The sequence below is a fragment of the Staphylococcus coagulans genome (genome assembly GCF_022557135.1).
Lineage (GTDB): Bacteria > Bacillota > Bacilli > Staphylococcales > Staphylococcaceae > Staphylococcus > Staphylococcus coagulans.
Genome location: NZ_CP092966.1, coordinates 1,543,656 through 1,561,579, shown reverse-complemented (window position 1 = coordinate 1,561,579; position 17,924 = coordinate 1,543,656). Strand labels below are relative to the sequence as shown.

Here is a 17,924-nt window from a genome sequence, read left to right as displayed (position 1 = left end):
TAATTTATTAGTGGGATTTTTTTTCGTTTTAAAGTGTATTATAATGTAATAAATAAAATAAAAGGAGGATAAAAATTTGAAAAATAGTTATATTCTCGGTTTAGATGTTGGTATCGCATCAGTTGGATACGGTTTAATTCATAGTGATTCAAAATCAGTGATTGATGCGGGTGTGAGATTATTTCCTGAAGCAAATGTTGAAAATAATGAGGGTAGAAGAGCTAAAAGGGGTTCAAGACGTTTAAAACGAAGAAGAATTCATAGATTAGATCGAGTTAAAAATTTACTAGCACAATACCATTTAATCATTGATGACAAGATTCCTAAGAGTACAAACCCATACGCAATCAGGGTCAAGGGATTATCATCACCATTATCTAAAAGTGAACTAGTTATTGCATTATTACATTTGGCTAAAAGAAGAGGGATACATAATGTAAATGTTGTGATGGACGAGAATGAAAGCGCTAATGAACTATCGACAAAAGAGCAATTAAAAGAAAATGCAAAGCAATTAGAAAATCGATATGTTTGTGAACTTCAATTAGATAGGTTAAATGAACAGTATAAAGTAAGAGGCGAACGTAACAGATTTAAAACTGAGGATTTTGTAAGAGAAGCAAGACAAATATTAACAACCCAACAAAAATACCATGACATTGATGAACATTTTATAGAACAGTACACACATTTATTAGAAACGAGAAGAGAATACTATGAAGGCCCGGGCAAAGGTAGTCAATACGGTTGGGAGGGCGATTTGAAACAATGGTATGAAATGTTAATGGGAAGATGTACTTACTTTCCAGAGGAATTAAGAAGTGTTAAGTACGCATATACAGCAGATTTATTTAACGCACTAAATGATTTGAATAATTTAGTAATCGCAAGAGATGAAAATGAAAAGTTAGAATATTTCGAAAAGTATCATATTATTGAAAATGTTTTCAAACAAAAGAAAACACCAACATTAAAACAAATTGCTAAAGAAATAGATGTTAAAGAATCTGATATTAAAGGATACAGAATCACCAAAAATGGAAAGCCGCAATTTACATCATTTAAGTTGTATCATGATTTAAATAAAATATTTTTGGATAAGAAAAACTTAGAAAATATTGAATTATTAGATGAAATTGCATTTATTTTAACGCTTTATCAAGATCCTTTAAGTATTAAAGAAGCCTTGGATCAACTGCAGGATTTATTAACAGAGTCTGAGAAAGAAGCAATTGCTCATTTGAATGGTTATACGGGGACACATCGTTTATCGTTAAAGTGTTTACATCTATTAATCGAGGAAATGTGGCAGACATCTCGAAATCAAATGGAAGTATTTACTGCTCTAAATCTTAAGCCTCAAAAATATCAGCTTTCTAAACAGAAGCAAATTCCTAAGAACATGGTTGAAGAGTTCATTTTGTCACCTGTCGTAAAACGGTCTTTTATTCAATCAATTGAAATCGTAAATACAATAATTAAAAAGTACGGATTGCCAGAAGAGGTTATTATTGAATTAGCTCGAGAAAAAAATAGTGAAGATCGAAGAAAGTTTCTTAACCGTATACAAAAAGAAAATGAGAATACAAGAAAACAAGTAGAAGAAGTAATTCGAGAATACGGAAATCGCAATGCGAAAGGCTTAGTTGAAAAAATAAAATTGCATCAAATGCAAGAAGGAAAATGTTTATATTCTTTACAAAATATTCCATTAGATGATTTACTTAGAAATCCATCACATTATGAAATCGATCATATTATTCCGAGATCAGTTTCGTTTGATAACTCTTTTAATAATAAAGTTCTAGTAAAGCAAGAAGAAAATAGTAAGAAAGGAAACCGTACACCTTATCAGTATTTGAATTCTAATGAAAGCGCTTTATCATACGTGCAATTTAAGCAACACATACTCAACCTAAGTAAATCTAAGGAGAGAATATCTAAGAAAAAGAGAGAGTATTTGTTAGAAGAACGTGATATTAATAAATTTGAAATTCAAAAAGAGTTTATTAATCGTAATTTGGTAGATACACGCTATGCAACAAGAGAGTTAGTACAATTATTGAAATCTTACTTTAGTGCTAATGATTTAGACGTTAAAGTTAAAACGATTAATGGAAGTTTTACAAACTATTTGCGAAAAGCTTGGAAGTTTGATAAATCTCGAAATAAAGGTTTTAAACATCATGCGGAAGATGCGTTAATTATTGCCAATGTAAGTTATTTATTCAAACAGTCTAAAGAACTTAAAGAAGCTAATGCTATCTTAGAAAATAATAATTTAAGTTTAAATAAAAATAAAGGTTCTAAGAATTTACTAACTGAACAAGACTATCGCAAAATGTTTGAAATTCCTAAGCAAGTCCAAGATATTAAAGATTATAAAGATTTTAAATATTCACATCGAGTAGATAAGAAACCAAATAGACAATTGATTAATGATAGTTTGTATTCTACACGAGAAGTGAATGAAAACCATTATATTGTTCAAACTGTTAAAGATATATATGCCAAAGATAATACTAAAATTAAAGATTTATTTTTAAAAACGCCTGAGAAGTTACTTATGTATCAACATGATCCTCAAACTTTTGAAAAATTAATGCTAGTGATTAAACAATATGGAGAAGAGAAAAATCCATTTGCTAAGTATTATGAAGAAAATGGTGAATACCTTACTAAATATGCCAAAAATGAAAAAGGACCCACTATTAAAAGATTAAAGTATATTGGAAAAAAAGTAGGGACTCATCTAGATATAAGCACAAATTTTTCGGGCGCAAAAAGAAAGGTCGTACAGCTCTCTATTAAGCCTTTTCGCTTCGATGTTTTTCACTCAAAAGCAGGCTATCATATGCTTACTTTAACTTATATGGATATAAAGAAAAAAGAGAAGCATTATCAAATATTAAAAAATGAATATCAAGCATTGAAAGAAAGATATAAAGTACCAAGTGATGCTCAATTTATTGGTAGTTTTTATTATAATGACTTGATTTCTATTAACGATGAACTGTTCAGAGTAATTGGAGTAAACAATTCTACAAGAAATGTAGTGGAATTAAATATGGTTGATATTAATTATAAAGACTATTGTGACCTGATGGGAATTAAAAAAACACCACGTATTTTTAAAACAATAACTAAAAAAACTGAAAAGATTGAAAAATATTCAACTGACATTTTAGGTAATCAATTTAAAGTTAAACCTTCAAAAAGTCCACAACTTATCTTTAAAAGACGTGTCTTATAATGTCTTGGCGTATCGTTTATGCGAGTGATGTCACTAAGTTATCTTTATCATTGAATAGCTTGAAAGTTGCTAAGGGAGACCAGGAGATTAAAGTACCTCTGAGTGATATTTTTGCGGTTGTCATTGAAGATTTGACTGTTACGGTAACAGCTAGATTATTAGTTGAATTATCTGATTATAATATTTTAGTAATTTTTTGCAATCAAAAGCATTTGCCAGAATGTGTATTACAACCTATTTCTGGTCATTTCAGTCAGTATGCACAAATGAAAGCGCAATTGTCGTGGGATGAATTAAGTAAAGAAGAACTATGGAAGCAAATAGTGAAGCAAAAAATATTGAATCAAATTACGTGCATGGAACATAATAATATACACGAAGCTAGGATACGTAAAATGCATGAATTGAGAGATGTTGTTCAATTAAAAGATGAACACAATATTGAAGGACAAGCTGCAAAATATTATTTTAATAGCTTTTTTGAAGAATTCAGACGTGACGATGACAATTCATTAGAGAATGCAGTTCTTAATTATGGATACACGATTTTGAATGCAGCTATTGCAAGAACTATCGTAGCAAAAGGGCTCATTCCCGCGTTAGGTATTCACCATATAGGTGGAAGAAATCATTTTAATCTCGCATCAGACTTTATTGAACCCTTTAGACCTTTAGTAGATTTATTCTTATTCAAACATCCGCCTGAAGATTTTTTGACAAAAGCATATCGATTAAAGCTTGTGAATTTGTTACATGCTAGAGTGCTTATAGATGGTAAGATGCAAACAGTTATACGCGCTATTGAAATCATGATACAATCTATCATTGATTATTTTAGAGAAGGTCAAAAACAATTGCTTAAATTTCCAGATATTAAGCAATTTACTTTCTATGAGCTATAGGTTTATGAGAGTCATGATTATGTTTGACTTACCAGTTGAGACGAAAAAGCAGAGGCGAATTTATAGTAAATTTAGAAAAAGGTTACTTGAAAATGGTTTTTTGATGATGCAATATTCAGTTTATATTAAAAGTGTTGCCAATAAAGATGCTGCAGATTTTTCAGTTTTACAAGTAAAACAATTTTTACCTCAAGACGGCCATGTAAGATCTTTAATTATAACCGAGAAACAATACGAAAAAATGCAAATTTTGTTAGGTAAGGAAGATCAAAACATAGCTTTACTCGGTGATAATCGAACAATAATATTTTAAAGGATAATTATAATGAACAATATGATTTGGGAGATAAAAAGTACGCTTATCCCAAAGACTGAAATGAACATTGGGATGTACACATCAATATACAATGAATTTGAGACTAAGGAAGAAGACATATTAAATATCATATGTGATTATTTTCAAAAGCGCCATTCAAATAAGGATGAAGTAAGCATTTATGAAAGAATCAACCAAGAACAATTGCCTTACACTCTTTATCAATGTTACATGTTAAGTCATGAAGAAATTAATAAGGAACATACTTTGTCTGCCAATGCTTTAATAACTAAAAAAATCAATCGGCTTTTATCAGAACAATATGAACGAGAGAGCTATTTGAACTCTATTAACGTTTTATTAGAAGATTTGTTAAACCTTGTTAAAAGCGATTTACCCTTAAAAACAAAGCGATTTGATATAAAATCCTTTATTAAAAATATAGAGTTTGCATATGATTTAGATCATGAATATAGTCGCTTAATTGTCAGATTAGAATCACTCATACCTTTAATTGTTGAAGAGTTAAATTATCAATCTAATAATAAAACATTATTGATTTATTGCTATCCCGAATCTAATCTAAGTCCGAAAGAACAAATTCGATTTAGAAATATTTTAGAGGGATTAGGGGTTCCAATAATTGTATTAACAGGGTCTAAACATTTTATAGCTCATGATTTAGCGCATATGAATTATATTAGAAATGAAAAGCAATTATTGACAGCAGAGTTTATTGATCACTTGGTGTGGGATGCACCACTTAATTTTGAAAAGCATGAAATTAAACGTAGCTTAGAAAAAATTATTCAATTATATCAAGAGGTCATTGAATTAACTCCGAAGATTTCAAATTATAATTTAGCTGATATCATTGTGTTTGAGCCAATAGATATCTATGTTGTCGTAAGATACCTTAAACATGCAAAACAAGATTTTGAATTGGATATCCATTATGATAATTTACCGATTGCTGTAGCGAAATATATCAGAATGTATGATTTGAAGTTTAATAAATAAATCTAAACGCCTATTAAAGGGAAAGGTTCTAGCGCTTGGTCAATTGACTTGTAAATCAATCGATTAATCAAGCGCTTCTAGATTATTTTAAACAAAATTAAACGAAAATTTAAAAATGTCTAGCATAAACTTGCTTATAATAATCATAAAAATAAGCTATAATTATAGCTAGAGGTTTTAGTACTCTGTAATTTTAGGTATAAATGAAACAGATCTATGATTTAACGGAAGAAGAGAAACGTTTTAGTACTCTGTAATTTTAGGTATAAATGAAACCTGAAGCACTATAGACTGGATAACGCGCGTGTTTTAGTACTCTGTAATTTTAGGTATAAATGAAACCATTGAGCGAAGAATATATAAGAGTTCTTAGTTTTAGTACTCTGTAATTTTAGGTATAAATGAAACTAATCGTTCGTTTTAAAGACGGACAAGATGGTTTTAGTACTCTGTAATTTTAGGTATAAATGAAACTTAAAATACTCACATTCATATTGTACATATGTTTTAGTACTCTGTAATTTTAGGTATAAATGAAACTGAAACGGGAAAAATTGATGCAGGGTTTACGTTTTAGTACTCTGTAATTTTAGGTATAAATGAAACTAGTGTTACGTAAACGCCAACCGTTATTTAAGTTTTAGTACTCTGTAATTTTAGGTATAAATGAAACATGCGACTGTTAAACTATTTACAAATTGGCGTTTTAGTACTCTGTAATTTTAGGTATGAATGAAACACAGTTTAATGTTTGTTTCTATTCTTGCGAGTTTTAGTACTCTGCAATTTTAAATGAATACTAATCACGGATTGTTATAAAATTTGTTTATAATAAAGACAGAGATGTTTTCTAAGATACCTCGTGCTTTTTATTGATTGTATAGTACAAAAAGGCAGAGAAAAATTTGTGAATGTTTTTAACATTTGATATTAAAAAGAGACAAGAATCTTAATTATGTAGTACTGTAAGTTTAGCAAACAAATTAGAACAAATTTTAAAATTGTTCAAGACTCATATAATTCAATATATGAAAAATACAATAATACTAAAATCAATTGACAAGTATTCTTGCTACTGGCAAACGTTGTGACATAAACAATACGGTAGCTTTGTCTATAAAAGTATAAGCTCATTGATGTGAATCTGCTATATACATCAATGAGCTTTTATTTTTAAAGTACTTGTAGAATGAATACACTAAAATTCAGAATTTAATTATTATGTTCAATATTGTTAATTACTTGTTCATATGATGCATTTGAAAGGTTACTATGTGTTGTGGCAATAAATTGTTGTAAAGCATTTTTGAAATCTTGGTTGTTTTCACAAGTATAAACTTGACTATATGGTGTCGCATCGCCATCGATACGCTCTCCATTTTGTTTCGCACAGTAAATAACCCCAATTGTAGAAACTGGTACATCTACTAAGGATTCAAAATGCGTTTGCAGGTTTTGTGTTGCTTTTTCAGCCATTTCATATGGATCATATTTGTTAAATTGATACGTCACTTCATTCTCATGAATGTTTTCACTAAATGTATAGTGTGTTCTTAATTCTGATTGAAATTGGTTGTGGTATTGGTGGGCAATGTAATGACCGACAATTTGATGAATGTCACTTTCATCTTTTAAAGGTAAGCGTCCCTCAAAGTGATAAAATGTTTTTGCTTTTAAAGCTTTAAGATTCAATAGAATTAAACCAATATTTGTGACTACAAGGATATCAAACTGCGAAATAAAAGGATATATCGTATTCTTAGGTGCAATTTGACTTGTAGTAAATATACGATAATGGCGGATTTTCTCATCATCAACAAGTGCATCCAAATCTTGAGTTAATGTCTGTTTGGCGCGGCGCAAGTCGAGATGGTATTCACTTGAATCTTTTTCTTTAGTTTGGAATTGATATTTTTCTTGCTTCATTTTAGAAATTTTATTTAATAGCTGACTCTTTGTATAAAGCTCAACTTCTAATTTATTTTGATAAAATTTAACACGCAATATACTGAGCAAGACAATAATAAATAAGGCAGATATGATAACCCAAATCATAATTGACATGGCATTTATCCTCCTTTCATAACCTTGTTGTAATGAGATATAAGTTAATATTTATCTTATGTTAATTTTAAATGAATGTCTAATTTCATGCATGTGTAAAGTGAAAATATTTTTGAATAATAAAAAGACAGATACCACGGAGAATGATATCTGTTATATCGTACGGTCATTTTGTTGGGGTAGAAGGCCTATTGAAGCACTTCTTTTTGGATTTGATTAAAATCATCTAATAATTGATCCATCTTCTTAGCTTGTTTGTCATCAATAGTAATAAATACTTTTCTTTCATCTTCTGTAGAACGTTCTTTACCAATGATGTCTTTTTCAGTCAACGCCGTTAAAGATTTATGTATCTCCATTAAACTGAAGTCAATCGATTGTTTGACTTTGTGCAAAGAAATACGGCGGCTATTTGTCGTTTTTAAGTGATATAAAAACAAGATGTCGTTTAACTTGAGACCATGTTGCTTTTTTAATTCACTGATAATTTTCTTTCTATTTGATTCATAAAAGAAGATAGCTTCAGTTTCCATTTTAAAATGGTTGTTCATAATTTCACTCCTTTTCTAAATTCTTAATACCCTAAGTCATATTATATTAAAATTTTTATAGTTTTAAAAGAATATTCTTAAGGAAATTCAAAAAAACTGTTTATGTCATTTAAAAGTACACAAAATATCCAATCCATACATGTAAAATTTTAACTGTTATTAAATAGGAATTCAATTATTTTTAAAGCGAAATAGTTATTGTTCAAATGTAGGAGTGATATATTTAATAGCTTACAATGAAATAATATATAATTCAACGTAAAAGTATGAATATTAAAGATTTTTGTTATTAAATTTTCTGAAACTAAACAACTATTACTAGTATTATAATTTAATAATGGATTTGCATTGCCTAAAGATTATAATTATTATACTTAATAAAAAAATATCAAAATAATTGTGACAAAAGTAGCAACAAATGTTTTTTAAAAGGTATGTTGATTGATAAGTATAAGCTTATCTTGTATAATTACTGTCATGTGTAAGCGTTTTCCATGGAGGTGTGAATTAATGGAAGAAAATCAGAAATGTCATGTCAACCAACTGATGTACACATTAATTGAACGCGTTCCGAATGATTTTAAATTTCACGGAGAAGCAGCGACTAATTTATTTTTAAATGATCAATTATGTTTGGAAGATGGGATAGAAATATGTGTTAACAGAATGGATTTGTTGACTGTTTTAAGTGTAATTCCTCAAAATTATCGAATTAAGGGTTTGGATAAACATGGGAAAACGCTGAATTGTGAGAAACATCGTCTACATCAAATCGCATCTGTAGAAGTTTATGAAAATGAAATATTATTACTCAATATAATTGTTTATGATGTATATAATGAAGAGTGGATGTTTCGATTAAATAATAATATTAGAATTCCTGAAAAACAAATATATTATCATTCATTAAAATGGAATGTGGATTATATAAAACCTGAAATAGTTTTAATGTATTTATTACATGAACCTTTAAATCAAAAACAAGTTCAATACTATCGTCACTTAATAGATCGCATGAGTTATTATCAATTTATTACGTTAAAAGTGGCAGTAGGTGAAGATTTATTAAGAAAGGTACTTACAGAAAGAAGTACTTATCGTTAACACCTCATTAGAGAGGGGGGATAAGTACTTCTTCTTTACTTATTTTTGATAACAATGTTGATAGCACGCTTTGACTGCGTCATCGGCATCTTTAGTAGATATACCAAACATCATTGAGATTTCAGATGAACCTTGGTTAATCATTTTTAAGTTGATATTGGCCTGTGCGAGTGCGTCAGTAATTTTATTTGCTGTGCCTACCGCTGCGCTCATCCCTTCACCGACAACCATTAAAATGGCCAAATCATTTTCAACACTTAACTCGTCGATTTCACAACGTTGACGGATTTCTTCTAATACTTTTTGTTCTTTTCCAACGAGTTGTGCTGAACGCATGATAATACTAATATTATCGATTCCAGATGGCATGTGGTCAAATGAAATATGATGTTTAGCCAAAATATCAAGAATATTCACTGTGAAGCCCACTTGTCTGTTCATTAAATATTTTTTTATGTTAATGCTTGTAAAGTTTTTATCACAACTGATACCGGTTACGACATTTTTTCTATCAATTTCTCGATCATGCACAATATAAGTCCCTGGATCATCGGGGCGATTTGTATTTTTAATAACGACAGGTATGCGGTAATGATAAAGAGGTTGTAATGCTTCGTCATGAAAGACGCTAAATCCTGCGTAAGATAATTCTCGCATTTCACGATAGGTGATTTCGTTAATGATTTCTGGTTTTGAAATCACTTTTGGATTTGCACGGTAAATTCCGGAAACATCCGTAAAGTTTTCATACAAATCAGCTTTAACACCTCGAGCAACAATGGCACCAGTAATATCTGAGCCACCGCGAGGGAATGTCACAATATGATTTGTTTCAGAATAGCCAAAAAAGCCAGGAATAATGATTTTTTTATCATAGTTTTTAAGTTGGTTGATTTGATCGTAACTTGATTCAAGAATTTGAGCATTACCCGGATCATCTGTCACAATAATACCCGCTTCTTTTGGTGACAAATACGTCGTTGGAATGCCTTGTTCATTATTATATGCAGCGATAATTTGTGCATTGAAATTTTCTCCTGAAGATTTCAGCGCATCTAATAAACGTGCAGGCTGATCTTTTAATGTAGAAATATGGTGTTCTAATGTTTGATCGATTTCGTTTAGGACGTCTGTTTTGAGTGACAGTCCATCAATAATATCTTGAAAACGTGTTAATATTTCTTCTTTTTTATGTATATAATCTAACCCGTTAACTACTTTTTCGTACAACCTAATGAGAAGATCGGTTGTCTTGATATCATCATCATTCCGTTTACCAGGTGCAGAAACAACAATGATGCGTCTATCATTGTCACTGTTTACAATGTTTAAAACTTTTTTGATTTGTTCAGCAGACGCTACTGAACTTCCCCCAAATTTTGATACTTTCATAAATTTTGACAACCTTTCTTTAATGATGCTTTGCCTATTTAGTTTGATAAAGACTAATGGTAATATAAAGGTATATTTCTAAATTTTTAGAACTTTACAAACTTTGTGAATGAATTTATACTAAACCATATTTACATATATTTCAACTGTACTTGAATAATTTTTGAGAGAATTTAAGCGGAGGGATTTAGATGAAACAACTCAATGTTGCGTTATTAGGATTAGGTACTGTCGGTTCAGGTGTCGTAAAAATCATTGAAGAGAACCATCAACAAATTAAAGATACAATCCAAAAAGATATCCACATTAAACATATTTTGGTCCGAGACACATCAAAAAAACGTCCATTGAACATTTCTCGATATCACTTAACCGAGGATATCAATGACATTTTAAATGACAATGATGTTGATATTATTATTGAAGTAATGGGTGGGATTGAGCCGACTGTGGATTGGTTAAAAGCAGCATTGACTCAAAAGAAACATGTCATTACGGCAAATAAAGATTTATTGGCTGTTCACTTGCGCGTTTTAGAAGACCTAGCACAACAAAATGCAGTGGCGCTTAAATATGAAGCGAGTGTAGCTGGGGGTATACCGATTGTCAATGCAATAAATAATGGATTGAATGCAAATAATATCAGTAAATTCATGGGTGTCTTTAATGGTACTTCGAATTTTATTTTAACTAAAATGACAGAAGAAGGCACACCTTATGAAGATGCTTTAAAAGAAGCGCAAGATTTAGGATTTGCAGAAGCCGATCCAACAGATGATGTTGAGGGAATCGATGCAGCGCGTAAAGTCGTTATTACTTCTTATTTATCATTTAACCAAGTAATTAATTTAAAAGATGTTGAAACAGAAGGGATTAGTGGTGTAACGACCCAAGATATAGATGCTGCAAAAGCTTTAGGCTACAAGATTAAACTTATCGGGAAGGGTGCCTATGTCAACGGTAAAGTGGAAGCATCCGTGAAACCAACTTTAATTGCACATTCACACCAACTTGCAGCGGTTGAAAATGAATACAATGCGATATATGTTATCGGAGACGCTGTAGGCGAAACAATGTTTTATGGAAAAGGTGCCGGCAGTTTAGCAACAGGCTCAGCAGTCGTGAGTGACTTATTAAATGTTGCACTTCAATTTGAGTCTGATCTTCATACATTGCCACCGCATTTTGAATTAAAAACTGATAAAACAAAAGAAATGATGGACGATGGCGAAACAGTAACGATAAAAGAAAAGGAAAGTTATTATTTAGTGATTAATACACCTGAAGTTTCACAAAAGCAAGTCGAAGCGACATTGAAAAGCAAGCTACCTTTTCATAAGTCTCTTCAGATTGAAACGTTATCGTCTAATAGTGTAGCAGCGGTTGTTGTTGGTGTTGATCAACATCCAACAACTTACGTCGAATCAGAAGAAGGCTATCACGTACAAAAAGTATATCCAGTTGAAGGAGTTTGATAAGAATGAAATTATGGAAAGGTCTTGTTGAAGAATATCAATCATTTTTACCAGTCACAGATGATACACCTAAAGTGACATTAAATGAAGGGCATACGCCTTTAATTTATTGCGATACAATTTCAGAAATGTTAGGTGTCGAACTCTATGTCAAATATGAAGGTGCCAATCCTACAGGTTCATTTAAAGATAGAGGTATGGTGATGGCAGTCACTAAAGCCAAGGAACAAGGGCGTAAAATTGTAATTTGCGCATCAACGGGGAATACATCCGCTTCGGCAGCCGCTTATGCAGCAAGAGCAGGTTTAAAAGCAATTGTAGTTATTCCAGAAGGCAAAATTGCATTAGGTAAATTATCACAAGCTGTGATGTATGGTGCAGAAATTGTTTCTATTGAAGGAAACTTTGACGAAGCTTTAGAAATCGTAAAAGAAGTAGCGCAGGACGGTGAAATTGAATTAGTAAACTCTGTCAATCCATACCGTATTGAAGGTCAAAAAACAGGAGCATTTGAAATTGTCGACCAACTTGAAGGACAAGCACCTGATGTTTTAGCGATTCCTGTTGGTAATGCAGGCAATATTACCGCATATTGGAAAGGATTTAAAACTTATCATGATGCAAATCAATCTGGATTACCACAGATGTTTGGCTTTCAAGCAGAAGGCGCTTCACCTATTGTGCAAAATAAAGTAGTGAAAAATCCAGAGACTATCGCAACGGCGATTCGTATTGGTAATCCTGCAAGTTGGGACAAAGCGGTACAAGCTATTGATGAGTCACATGGGCTCATTGATGCTGTCACAGACGAAGAAATTTTAGAAGCTTATCAATTGATGACGTCTAAAGAAGGTATTTTTAGTGAGCCAGCAAGTAATGCATCCATTGCAGGTCTGATTAAATTACATCGTCAAGGTCGACTCAAACAAGGTCAACGTGTTGTTGCGGTATTAACCGGAAATGGTTTAAAAGACCCAGACACTGCGATTGGTTTATTGGAGAACCCAATTCAAGCATTACCAAATAATAAGGAAAGTATTATTCAATATATTAAGGATGCGTTACAATGACAAAAAATAAATTGAGCTTGAAAGTTCCCGCATCGACTGCGAATCTAGGTTGTGGTTTTGATTCAATTGGTATGGCATTAAACAAGTTTTTATATATTGAGGCGCAAATCATTTCAGGCGAAAAATGGCGTTTTGTTCATGAAGGACCGCATTTGGTTGGTTTACCTGAAGATGAGGCGCACTATATGTATCAGATTGCTCAAAAAGTGGCGGATAAGTATCGAGTGACCTTACCTGCTTTAGAAATAAAAATGTTTAGTGATATCCCTTTAGCACGAGGTCTTGGCTCTTCGGCATCTGCACTTGTTGCTGCTTTATACATCGCCAATTATTTTGGAGACATAGAGTTATCTAAGTATGAGCTTTTACAACTTGCCACTAATATTGAAGGCCATCCTGATAATGTCGCACCGACGATTTATGGCGGATTAGTAGTGGGCTATCATAATGTAGAAACACATATCACAAGTGTTGCACATATTGATGTACCAGATGTTGATTTTATTGTCACAATACCAAGTTATGAGTTAGCGACAACAACAGCACGAAAAGTGTTGCCAGAGACATTGACGCATAAAGAAGCGGTGAAATATAGCGCTATTAGCAATACAATGATAAGTGCGTTAATTCAGCATAATTATGTTCTCGCGGGTCAAATGATGGAACAAGATGGCCTGCACGAACCGTTTCGTCAACATCTCATTCAAGATTTTGATCAAATTAAAACAATTGCCCATCGCTATCATGCTTATGCCACTGTTTTATCCGGGGCGGGACCAACTATTTTAACAATGGTAAAAAAAGAAAACAGCGGTCCACTTGTGCGTGCATTACGCAAAGAAGTTAAAAGTTGTCATTCAGAATTAGCAACTGTTAATACAACAGGTGTGGTGAGTGACGTCATTCATCATTATTAAACATGTATCGTGTCGCGTTTGATTTACGTATCAAATAAGATGGAAAGTTGAGATTGAAATATAATACATTTAGTCTAAAAGAGAACTTTAAATATAAGGTGCATAAATGTACTGTTTAAGAGCGCTTTTGTATGAAAGTTTGTACATACTTAGTTATCTTAGCTAGGGAAGGGTGAGACGAATCCAAATCGATTTCTGTCTCACTCTTCTTTATTATCTTCATTGATTCATTTGTACACTATAAAAGGGCTTTATTTGTTGTTACTCAAACGGTTTTATTGTATATGTTCAGAAGACTATTGTAAGATATAAACAAGTTGAAAGGAGATTGTTAGATGAAAATTGAATTAATTGTAATGGATATGGATGATACGTTAATGACTTCTGAAAACCATCTTTCAGAAAAAACAAAATCTTATTTGCTTAATCTACAAAATGAAGGTTATAAACTTGCTTTAGCTTCAGGTCGTCCGACTGAAGGCATGTTACCGACAGCGAAAGAACTTAAAATGGATCAATATGGCAGTTATATAATGAGCTATAACGGTGCTCAAACAACAGACTTAGCCGCTGATGAAATTGTATCGAAAAAAGATATTGAGAAGGAAGAATTTGATAAAATTGTAGATTTTTGTCGAGAACGTCATTTATTTGTTCTTACGTATGATCACGGAAAGATTATCTATGATGGTGAACATGAATATATGAATCGAGAATCTGAACTGACTGGTTTAGAAATGGAAAAAGTAGATGATTTGAAAAGTTACATTCAAAAATCAGTTCCGAAAGTAATGGGTGTTGACTTTGAAGAAAACATTGAAAAAATAATTAAACAATTTGGAAATGAATTTAATAAAGCTATTGACATGACGACAAGCAAACCATTTTTCCTAGAATTCATGAGAAAAAGCGTTTCAAAAGGTGCAGCCATTGAAGCTTTAGCGGAGCGGTTGGATATTGATGTGAATCATATTGTTGCTTTTGGTGATAGTGCCAATGATATAGAAATGTTTAAAACTGCCGGTACTGCAGTTGCAATGGATAACGCATCTGATGAAGTAAAAGAACAAGCAGATATGGTAACCAAAAGTAATGATGAGGATGGAATTCCATACGCGTTGGAGCAACTTATAAACAAATAAGCAATACTCGGACTCGTGAGATTTAATAGATTAAAGTCGTTTGTTGTTTTCATAAAAAAATTTAAAAAGCAACACAAGTCTTTAGATAACGATAAAACACATTGAAGATAAAGTGAAATTCAACTGTTATCGTTGTAACTTGTGTTGTTTTTTTTATGGAACAAATTGATGATGCTATTTTGCAGTATGTGTCCACTCGTGTTTGCCACGATGACGTTTAATATGGGCATACACTTGATCCGCTGTATAGTCTAAGTTCGTATAGACCGTAATTGTGAATGCAGATTGATTCGCTTCAAACTCAGAGTCTAAATATAATTCTTTTAAATGTTGAAATAAATTGTTCATCTGATCATGGGTTAAGCTACTATATTCTCTTAATGTGCGTTTTGCTAACTGCCCATTTTTATTTTCTAAAGCTTGAACGACGATGACAAAACGTTCATCCGGCTTTAAAACATCATCGAAAAGGTTTGTTTGACCGACCATACAATAACCACCTTTACAATTTATTAACTTAATTATACATTATTTACCGATTTATAGTAAATGGGAGATAAATAAGTTTTCACATCAATATAGGGCAGTTAAAAGAGATAGTGGGATAAAAAGAAACATGGAGCGTGACTTTTTAAGTCTCACTCCATGATAGTGTATGATGACTACTGAAAATAGTCATCGTGTATAGGTTGTAATACAAAAAAGTGATTAAAGTGATATTTACGATTCACGATAGGACTCATGCTCACTTAAATCTATTTCTTCAAGAGGAATCACTTTTGTTTTATTGATTGCTTTGTGTACGAAATAAACAACAATTAGCACAATAATAGGTAAAAAGCTTTGAAGTAATTTAGAAACTTCAAAATGAACAATAGCTTCTGCTGAGCTACCAAATATTAAGAACAACAAGATTGCAATAACGATAATAGGTCCCACAGGGAAGAATGGTGCTTTATATGCAAGTAGTTGATCAATATTTTTATTTTGTTTCTTAATTGCACGTCTCATTCGGATTTGTGCAATTAAACTTGAGCCCCATACAAATGTGACAAGTGCACCAATAATATTTAGCAACCCAATGACGCTTTTTGGATTGTAGTTGGCATAGAGAGTAACAATCGCAATAAAAACAAAAGTTGTAAATAAAGCATTTAAAGGTAATTTTGAGCGATGATGAATTTTGCCTAAAAATTGAGGTGCTTGCCCATGTTGACTTAATGAATAAAGCATACGACTTGTAGTAAAAACACCAGAGTTAGCTGCTGAAAGTAATGAAGTTAAAATGACCGCATTAATGACAGAAGCAGCAAAAGCAATACCTACTTTGTCGAATACAATAGTAAATGGACTTTGTGCAATTGACCCATTTTCGTTGAGTAATGTAGGATCAGTATAAGCTAAAATGGATGAAATGACAGCGATGGATAACACATAAAACAGTAAAATTCGCCAGAACACTTGTTTAATCGCTTTAGGCATAGATTCTCTCGGATTGTCAGATTCCCCTGCAGTTACCGCAACAACTTCAGTACCACCAACTGAAAATCCAGCAATTAACAGCACGCTTAAAAATCCTGAAATGCCTCCTACGAACGGTGCTTCTCCAACCGTAAAGTTTTTAAGACCATAGTAATGCCCACCTAGAATACCAAAAATCATTAAAATACCGAGTATTATGAAAATAATAATTGTAATGACTTTGATTAATGAGAGCCAAAACTCAGCTTCTCCAAAAGCTTTTACAGTGAATACATTAACTAAGAATAGTAATGTTAGAAAAAGCAAACTCCAAACAAGAGGTGAGAAGAAATGAAAGGTATCCCAATAACTAATTACATTAGATGCGACGATGACATCTACGCTTGTAACCAACGACCAGATAGTCCAATAAAGCCATCCCATCGTGAAACCAAGTGACGGATCAACAAAACGTGTTGCATAACTACTAAAAGCACCTGACACTGGATAAAATGTTGCCATTTCCCCGATTGATGACATTAAAAAGTACAACATAATACCTATAATTATGTACGCGAGAATGGCACCTCCTGGGCCAGCTTGTGCGATAACGCCACCGGTTGCTACAAACAATCCTGTTCCGATAGCGCCCCCAATGGCAATCATTGTGATATGCCTTGATTGGAGGGTTCTACTCAAATTCTTTTCTTCCATAAACAATTTCTCCTCATAATTTAGATTTTCATTTATTTTACTTCTAAAATAGTATAGTTTCAATAGGAATTTAAGACTTTAAAGTGATAAAAAATAAGGTTTTTAGAGATATACGTTCAGAGTGGCATATGACAAATAGCATGGATGGCGTTAAAGTTACGATTCAGTTTTACTTTTACAAAATTAAATATAGTAAATGAACATTTCATTCAATGGTTTAAATAAAATATGAGGAGCCTCAAAATTTAAAATGGTATGTATTACAAAATAAATGCATTATGAAGATAATTTGAAGTGACTCAATTGACTTAAGTAAGCCTTTAAGGCGCATAAAAAAAGTCAAATTACGTATTCACGTGTGTAACGTAATTTGACTGGTGTCGTATTTTAAATAAAAGATAGGTATCCTGCTCTACTATCAAACGAGCCTAGGACATAAATAATTCAACTCAAAATTAATAATCAAATCGTTTAAATATAGAATTCTCAATGAATGTCTAATTGCCTCGAAAATATGACAAGGCAATGACACTTGTGATTTAA

14 protein-coding genes and 1 CRISPR repeat array are annotated in these 17,924 nt (G+C 31.9%); of the genes, 9 read left to right on the top strand and 5 right to left on the bottom strand.

Translation table 11 applies throughout. From position 1 onward, the window contains the following. Nucleotides 1–76 precede the first annotated feature (76 nt). From cas9 to KM149_RS07470, 4 genes are read left to right on the top strand one after another with little or no spacing between them, the layout of a single operon-like run. Nucleotides 77–3,253 carry a type II CRISPR RNA-guided endonuclease Cas9 gene (gene cas9 / locus KM149_RS07485; RefSeq protein WP_241415271.1) on the top strand — a complete coding sequence of 1,059 codons (3,177 nt, stop codon included), beginning with the start codon at nucleotides 77–79 and terminating at the stop codon, nucleotides 3,251–3,253. Beyond that, entirely contained in the window at nucleotides 3,253–4,155 is a 903-nt protein-coding gene (cas1, locus tag KM149_RS07480; protein WP_241415270.1) for a type II CRISPR-associated endonuclease Cas1, read from the top strand. Before cas9 ends, cas1 begins: the two co-directional genes overlap by 1 nt. After that, nucleotides 4,145–4,468 carry a CRISPR-associated endonuclease Cas2 gene (gene cas2 / locus KM149_RS07475; RefSeq protein WP_281060240.1) on the top strand — a complete coding sequence of 108 codons (324 nt, stop codon included), beginning with the start codon at nucleotides 4,145–4,147 and terminating at the stop codon, nucleotides 4,466–4,468. Before cas1 ends, cas2 begins: the two co-directional genes overlap by 11 nt. A 12-nt stretch (nucleotides 4,469–4,480) precedes the next feature. Continuing rightward, nucleotides 4,481–5,491: a hypothetical protein gene (locus KM149_RS07470; protein WP_214972252.1), complete on the top strand. Its 1,011-nt coding sequence runs from the start codon at nucleotides 4,481–4,483 to the stop codon at nucleotides 5,489–5,491. Nucleotides 5,492–5,665: 174 nt separating this feature from the next. After that, a CRISPR array of direct repeats spans nucleotides 5,666–6,230; the repeat unit is 36 nt; unit sequence GTTTTAGTACTCTGTAATTTTAGGTATAAATGAAAC. Between the two features lie 473 nt (nucleotides 6,231–6,703). On the opposite strand, the gene KM149_RS07465 is transcribed toward KM149_RS07470, so the two are convergent. Together KM149_RS07465 and KM149_RS07460 are read right to left on the bottom strand one after the other, a co-directional pair. Then, nucleotides 6,704–7,555: a hypothetical protein gene (locus KM149_RS07465; protein ID WP_214972249.1), complete on the bottom strand. Its 852-nt coding sequence runs from the start codon at nucleotides 7,553–7,555 to the stop codon at nucleotides 6,704–6,706. Between the two features lie 188 nt (nucleotides 7,556–7,743). Beyond that, nucleotides 7,744–8,106, bottom strand: coding sequence for a transcriptional regulator, SarA/Rot family (locus KM149_RS07460; protein ID WP_050331066.1), 363 nt, complete (start codon nucleotides 8,104–8,106; stop codon nucleotides 7,744–7,746). 510 nt (nucleotides 8,107–8,616) lie between these two features. Here KM149_RS07460 and KM149_RS07455 point away from each other — a divergent pair. Continuing rightward, the gene (locus tag KM149_RS07455; RefSeq protein ID WP_214972245.1) at nucleotides 8,617–9,210 is read left to right on the top strand and encodes a hypothetical protein; all 594 of its coding nucleotides are present in this window, start codon (nucleotides 8,617–8,619) and stop codon (nucleotides 9,208–9,210) included. 39 nt (nucleotides 9,211–9,249) lie between these two features. On the opposite strand, the gene KM149_RS07450 is transcribed toward KM149_RS07455, so the two are convergent. Continuing rightward, a complete protein-coding gene (locus tag KM149_RS07450; protein WP_103356185.1) occupies nucleotides 9,250–10,602 on the bottom strand; it encodes an aspartate kinase in 1,353 nt (450 codons plus the stop codon). A 191-nt stretch (nucleotides 10,603–10,793) separates the two neighbouring features. Between KM149_RS07450 and KM149_RS07445 the strand changes: the two genes are divergently transcribed. From KM149_RS07445 to KM149_RS07430, 4 genes are all read left to right on the top strand, one after another. Next, on the top strand, nucleotides 10,794–12,077 hold the full coding sequence (locus KM149_RS07445; protein WP_214972242.1) for a homoserine dehydrogenase: 1,284 nt from the start codon (nucleotides 10,794–10,796) through the stop codon (nucleotides 12,075–12,077). A gap of 5 nt (nucleotides 12,078–12,082) precedes the next feature. After that, nucleotides 12,083–13,147: a threonine synthase gene (gene thrC / locus KM149_RS07440; protein ID WP_182280684.1), complete on the top strand. Its 1,065-nt coding sequence runs from the start codon at nucleotides 12,083–12,085 to the stop codon at nucleotides 13,145–13,147. Further along, nucleotides 13,144–14,064 (top strand): homoserine kinase, encoded by a 921-nt coding sequence (thrB, locus tag KM149_RS07435; RefSeq protein ID WP_103356188.1) that lies wholly within the window; start codon nucleotides 13,144–13,146, stop codon nucleotides 14,062–14,064. The genes thrC and thrB overlap by 4 nt, the downstream gene beginning before the upstream one ends. Before the next feature lie 335 nt (nucleotides 14,065–14,399). Continuing rightward, on the top strand, nucleotides 14,400–15,206 hold the full coding sequence (locus KM149_RS07430) for a Cof-type HAD-IIB family hydrolase (protein WP_050331058.1): 807 nt from the start codon (nucleotides 14,400–14,402) through the stop codon (nucleotides 15,204–15,206). A 174-nt stretch (nucleotides 15,207–15,380) separates the two neighbouring features. On the opposite strand, the gene KM149_RS07425 is transcribed toward KM149_RS07430, so the two are convergent. Both KM149_RS07425 and KM149_RS07420 read right to left on the bottom strand, forming a co-directional pair. Beyond that, the gene (locus KM149_RS07425; protein WP_016424996.1) at nucleotides 15,381–15,695 is read right to left on the bottom strand and encodes a hypothetical protein; all 315 of its coding nucleotides are present in this window, start codon (nucleotides 15,693–15,695) and stop codon (nucleotides 15,381–15,383) included. Between the two features lie 231 nt (nucleotides 15,696–15,926). Then, the gene (locus KM149_RS07420; protein ID WP_165544964.1) at nucleotides 15,927–17,381 is read right to left on the bottom strand and encodes an amino acid permease; all 1,455 of its coding nucleotides are present in this window, start codon (nucleotides 17,379–17,381) and stop codon (nucleotides 15,927–15,929) included. Between the last annotated feature and the right edge of the window lie 543 nt (nucleotides 17,382–17,924).

Bases quoted from the DNA above. Each gene is read 5' to 3' on its own strand.
- cas1 (WP_241415270.1), top strand. From the start codon at position 3,253: ATGTCTTGGCGTATCGTTTATGCGAGTGATGTCACTAAGTTATCTTTA.
- cas2 (WP_281060240.1), top strand. From the start codon at position 4,145: ATGAGCTATAGGTTTATGAGAGTCATGATTATGTTTGACTTACCAGTT.
- KM149_RS07470 (WP_214972252.1), top strand. From the start codon at position 4,481: ATGAACAATATGATTTGGGAGATAAAAAGTACGCTTATCCCAAAGACT.
- KM149_RS07465 (WP_214972249.1), bottom strand. From the start codon at position 7,555: ATGTCAATTATGATTTGGGTTATCATATCTGCCTTATTTATTATTGTC.
- KM149_RS07460 (WP_050331066.1), bottom strand. From the start codon at position 8,106: ATGAACAACCATTTTAAAATGGAAACTGAAGCTATCTTCTTTTATGAA.
- KM149_RS07455 (WP_214972245.1), top strand. From the start codon at position 8,617: ATGGAAGAAAATCAGAAATGTCATGTCAACCAACTGATGTACACATTA.
- KM149_RS07450 (WP_103356185.1), bottom strand. From the start codon at position 10,602: ATGAAAGTATCAAAATTTGGGGGAAGTTCAGTAGCGTCTGCTGAACAA.
- KM149_RS07445 (WP_214972242.1), top strand. From the start codon at position 10,794: ATGAAACAACTCAATGTTGCGTTATTAGGATTAGGTACTGTCGGTTCA.
- thrC (WP_182280684.1), top strand. From the start codon at position 12,083: ATGAAATTATGGAAAGGTCTTGTTGAAGAATATCAATCATTTTTACCA.
- thrB (WP_103356188.1), top strand. From the start codon at position 13,144: ATGACAAAAAATAAATTGAGCTTGAAAGTTCCCGCATCGACTGCGAAT.
- KM149_RS07430 (WP_050331058.1), top strand. From the start codon at position 14,400: ATGAAAATTGAATTAATTGTAATGGATATGGATGATACGTTAATGACT.
- KM149_RS07425 (WP_016424996.1), bottom strand. From the start codon at position 15,695: ATGGTCGGTCAAACAAACCTTTTCGATGATGTTTTAAAGCCGGATGAA.
- KM149_RS07420 (WP_165544964.1), bottom strand. From the start codon at position 17,381: ATGGAAGAAAAGAATTTGAGTAGAACCCTCCAATCAAGGCATATCACA.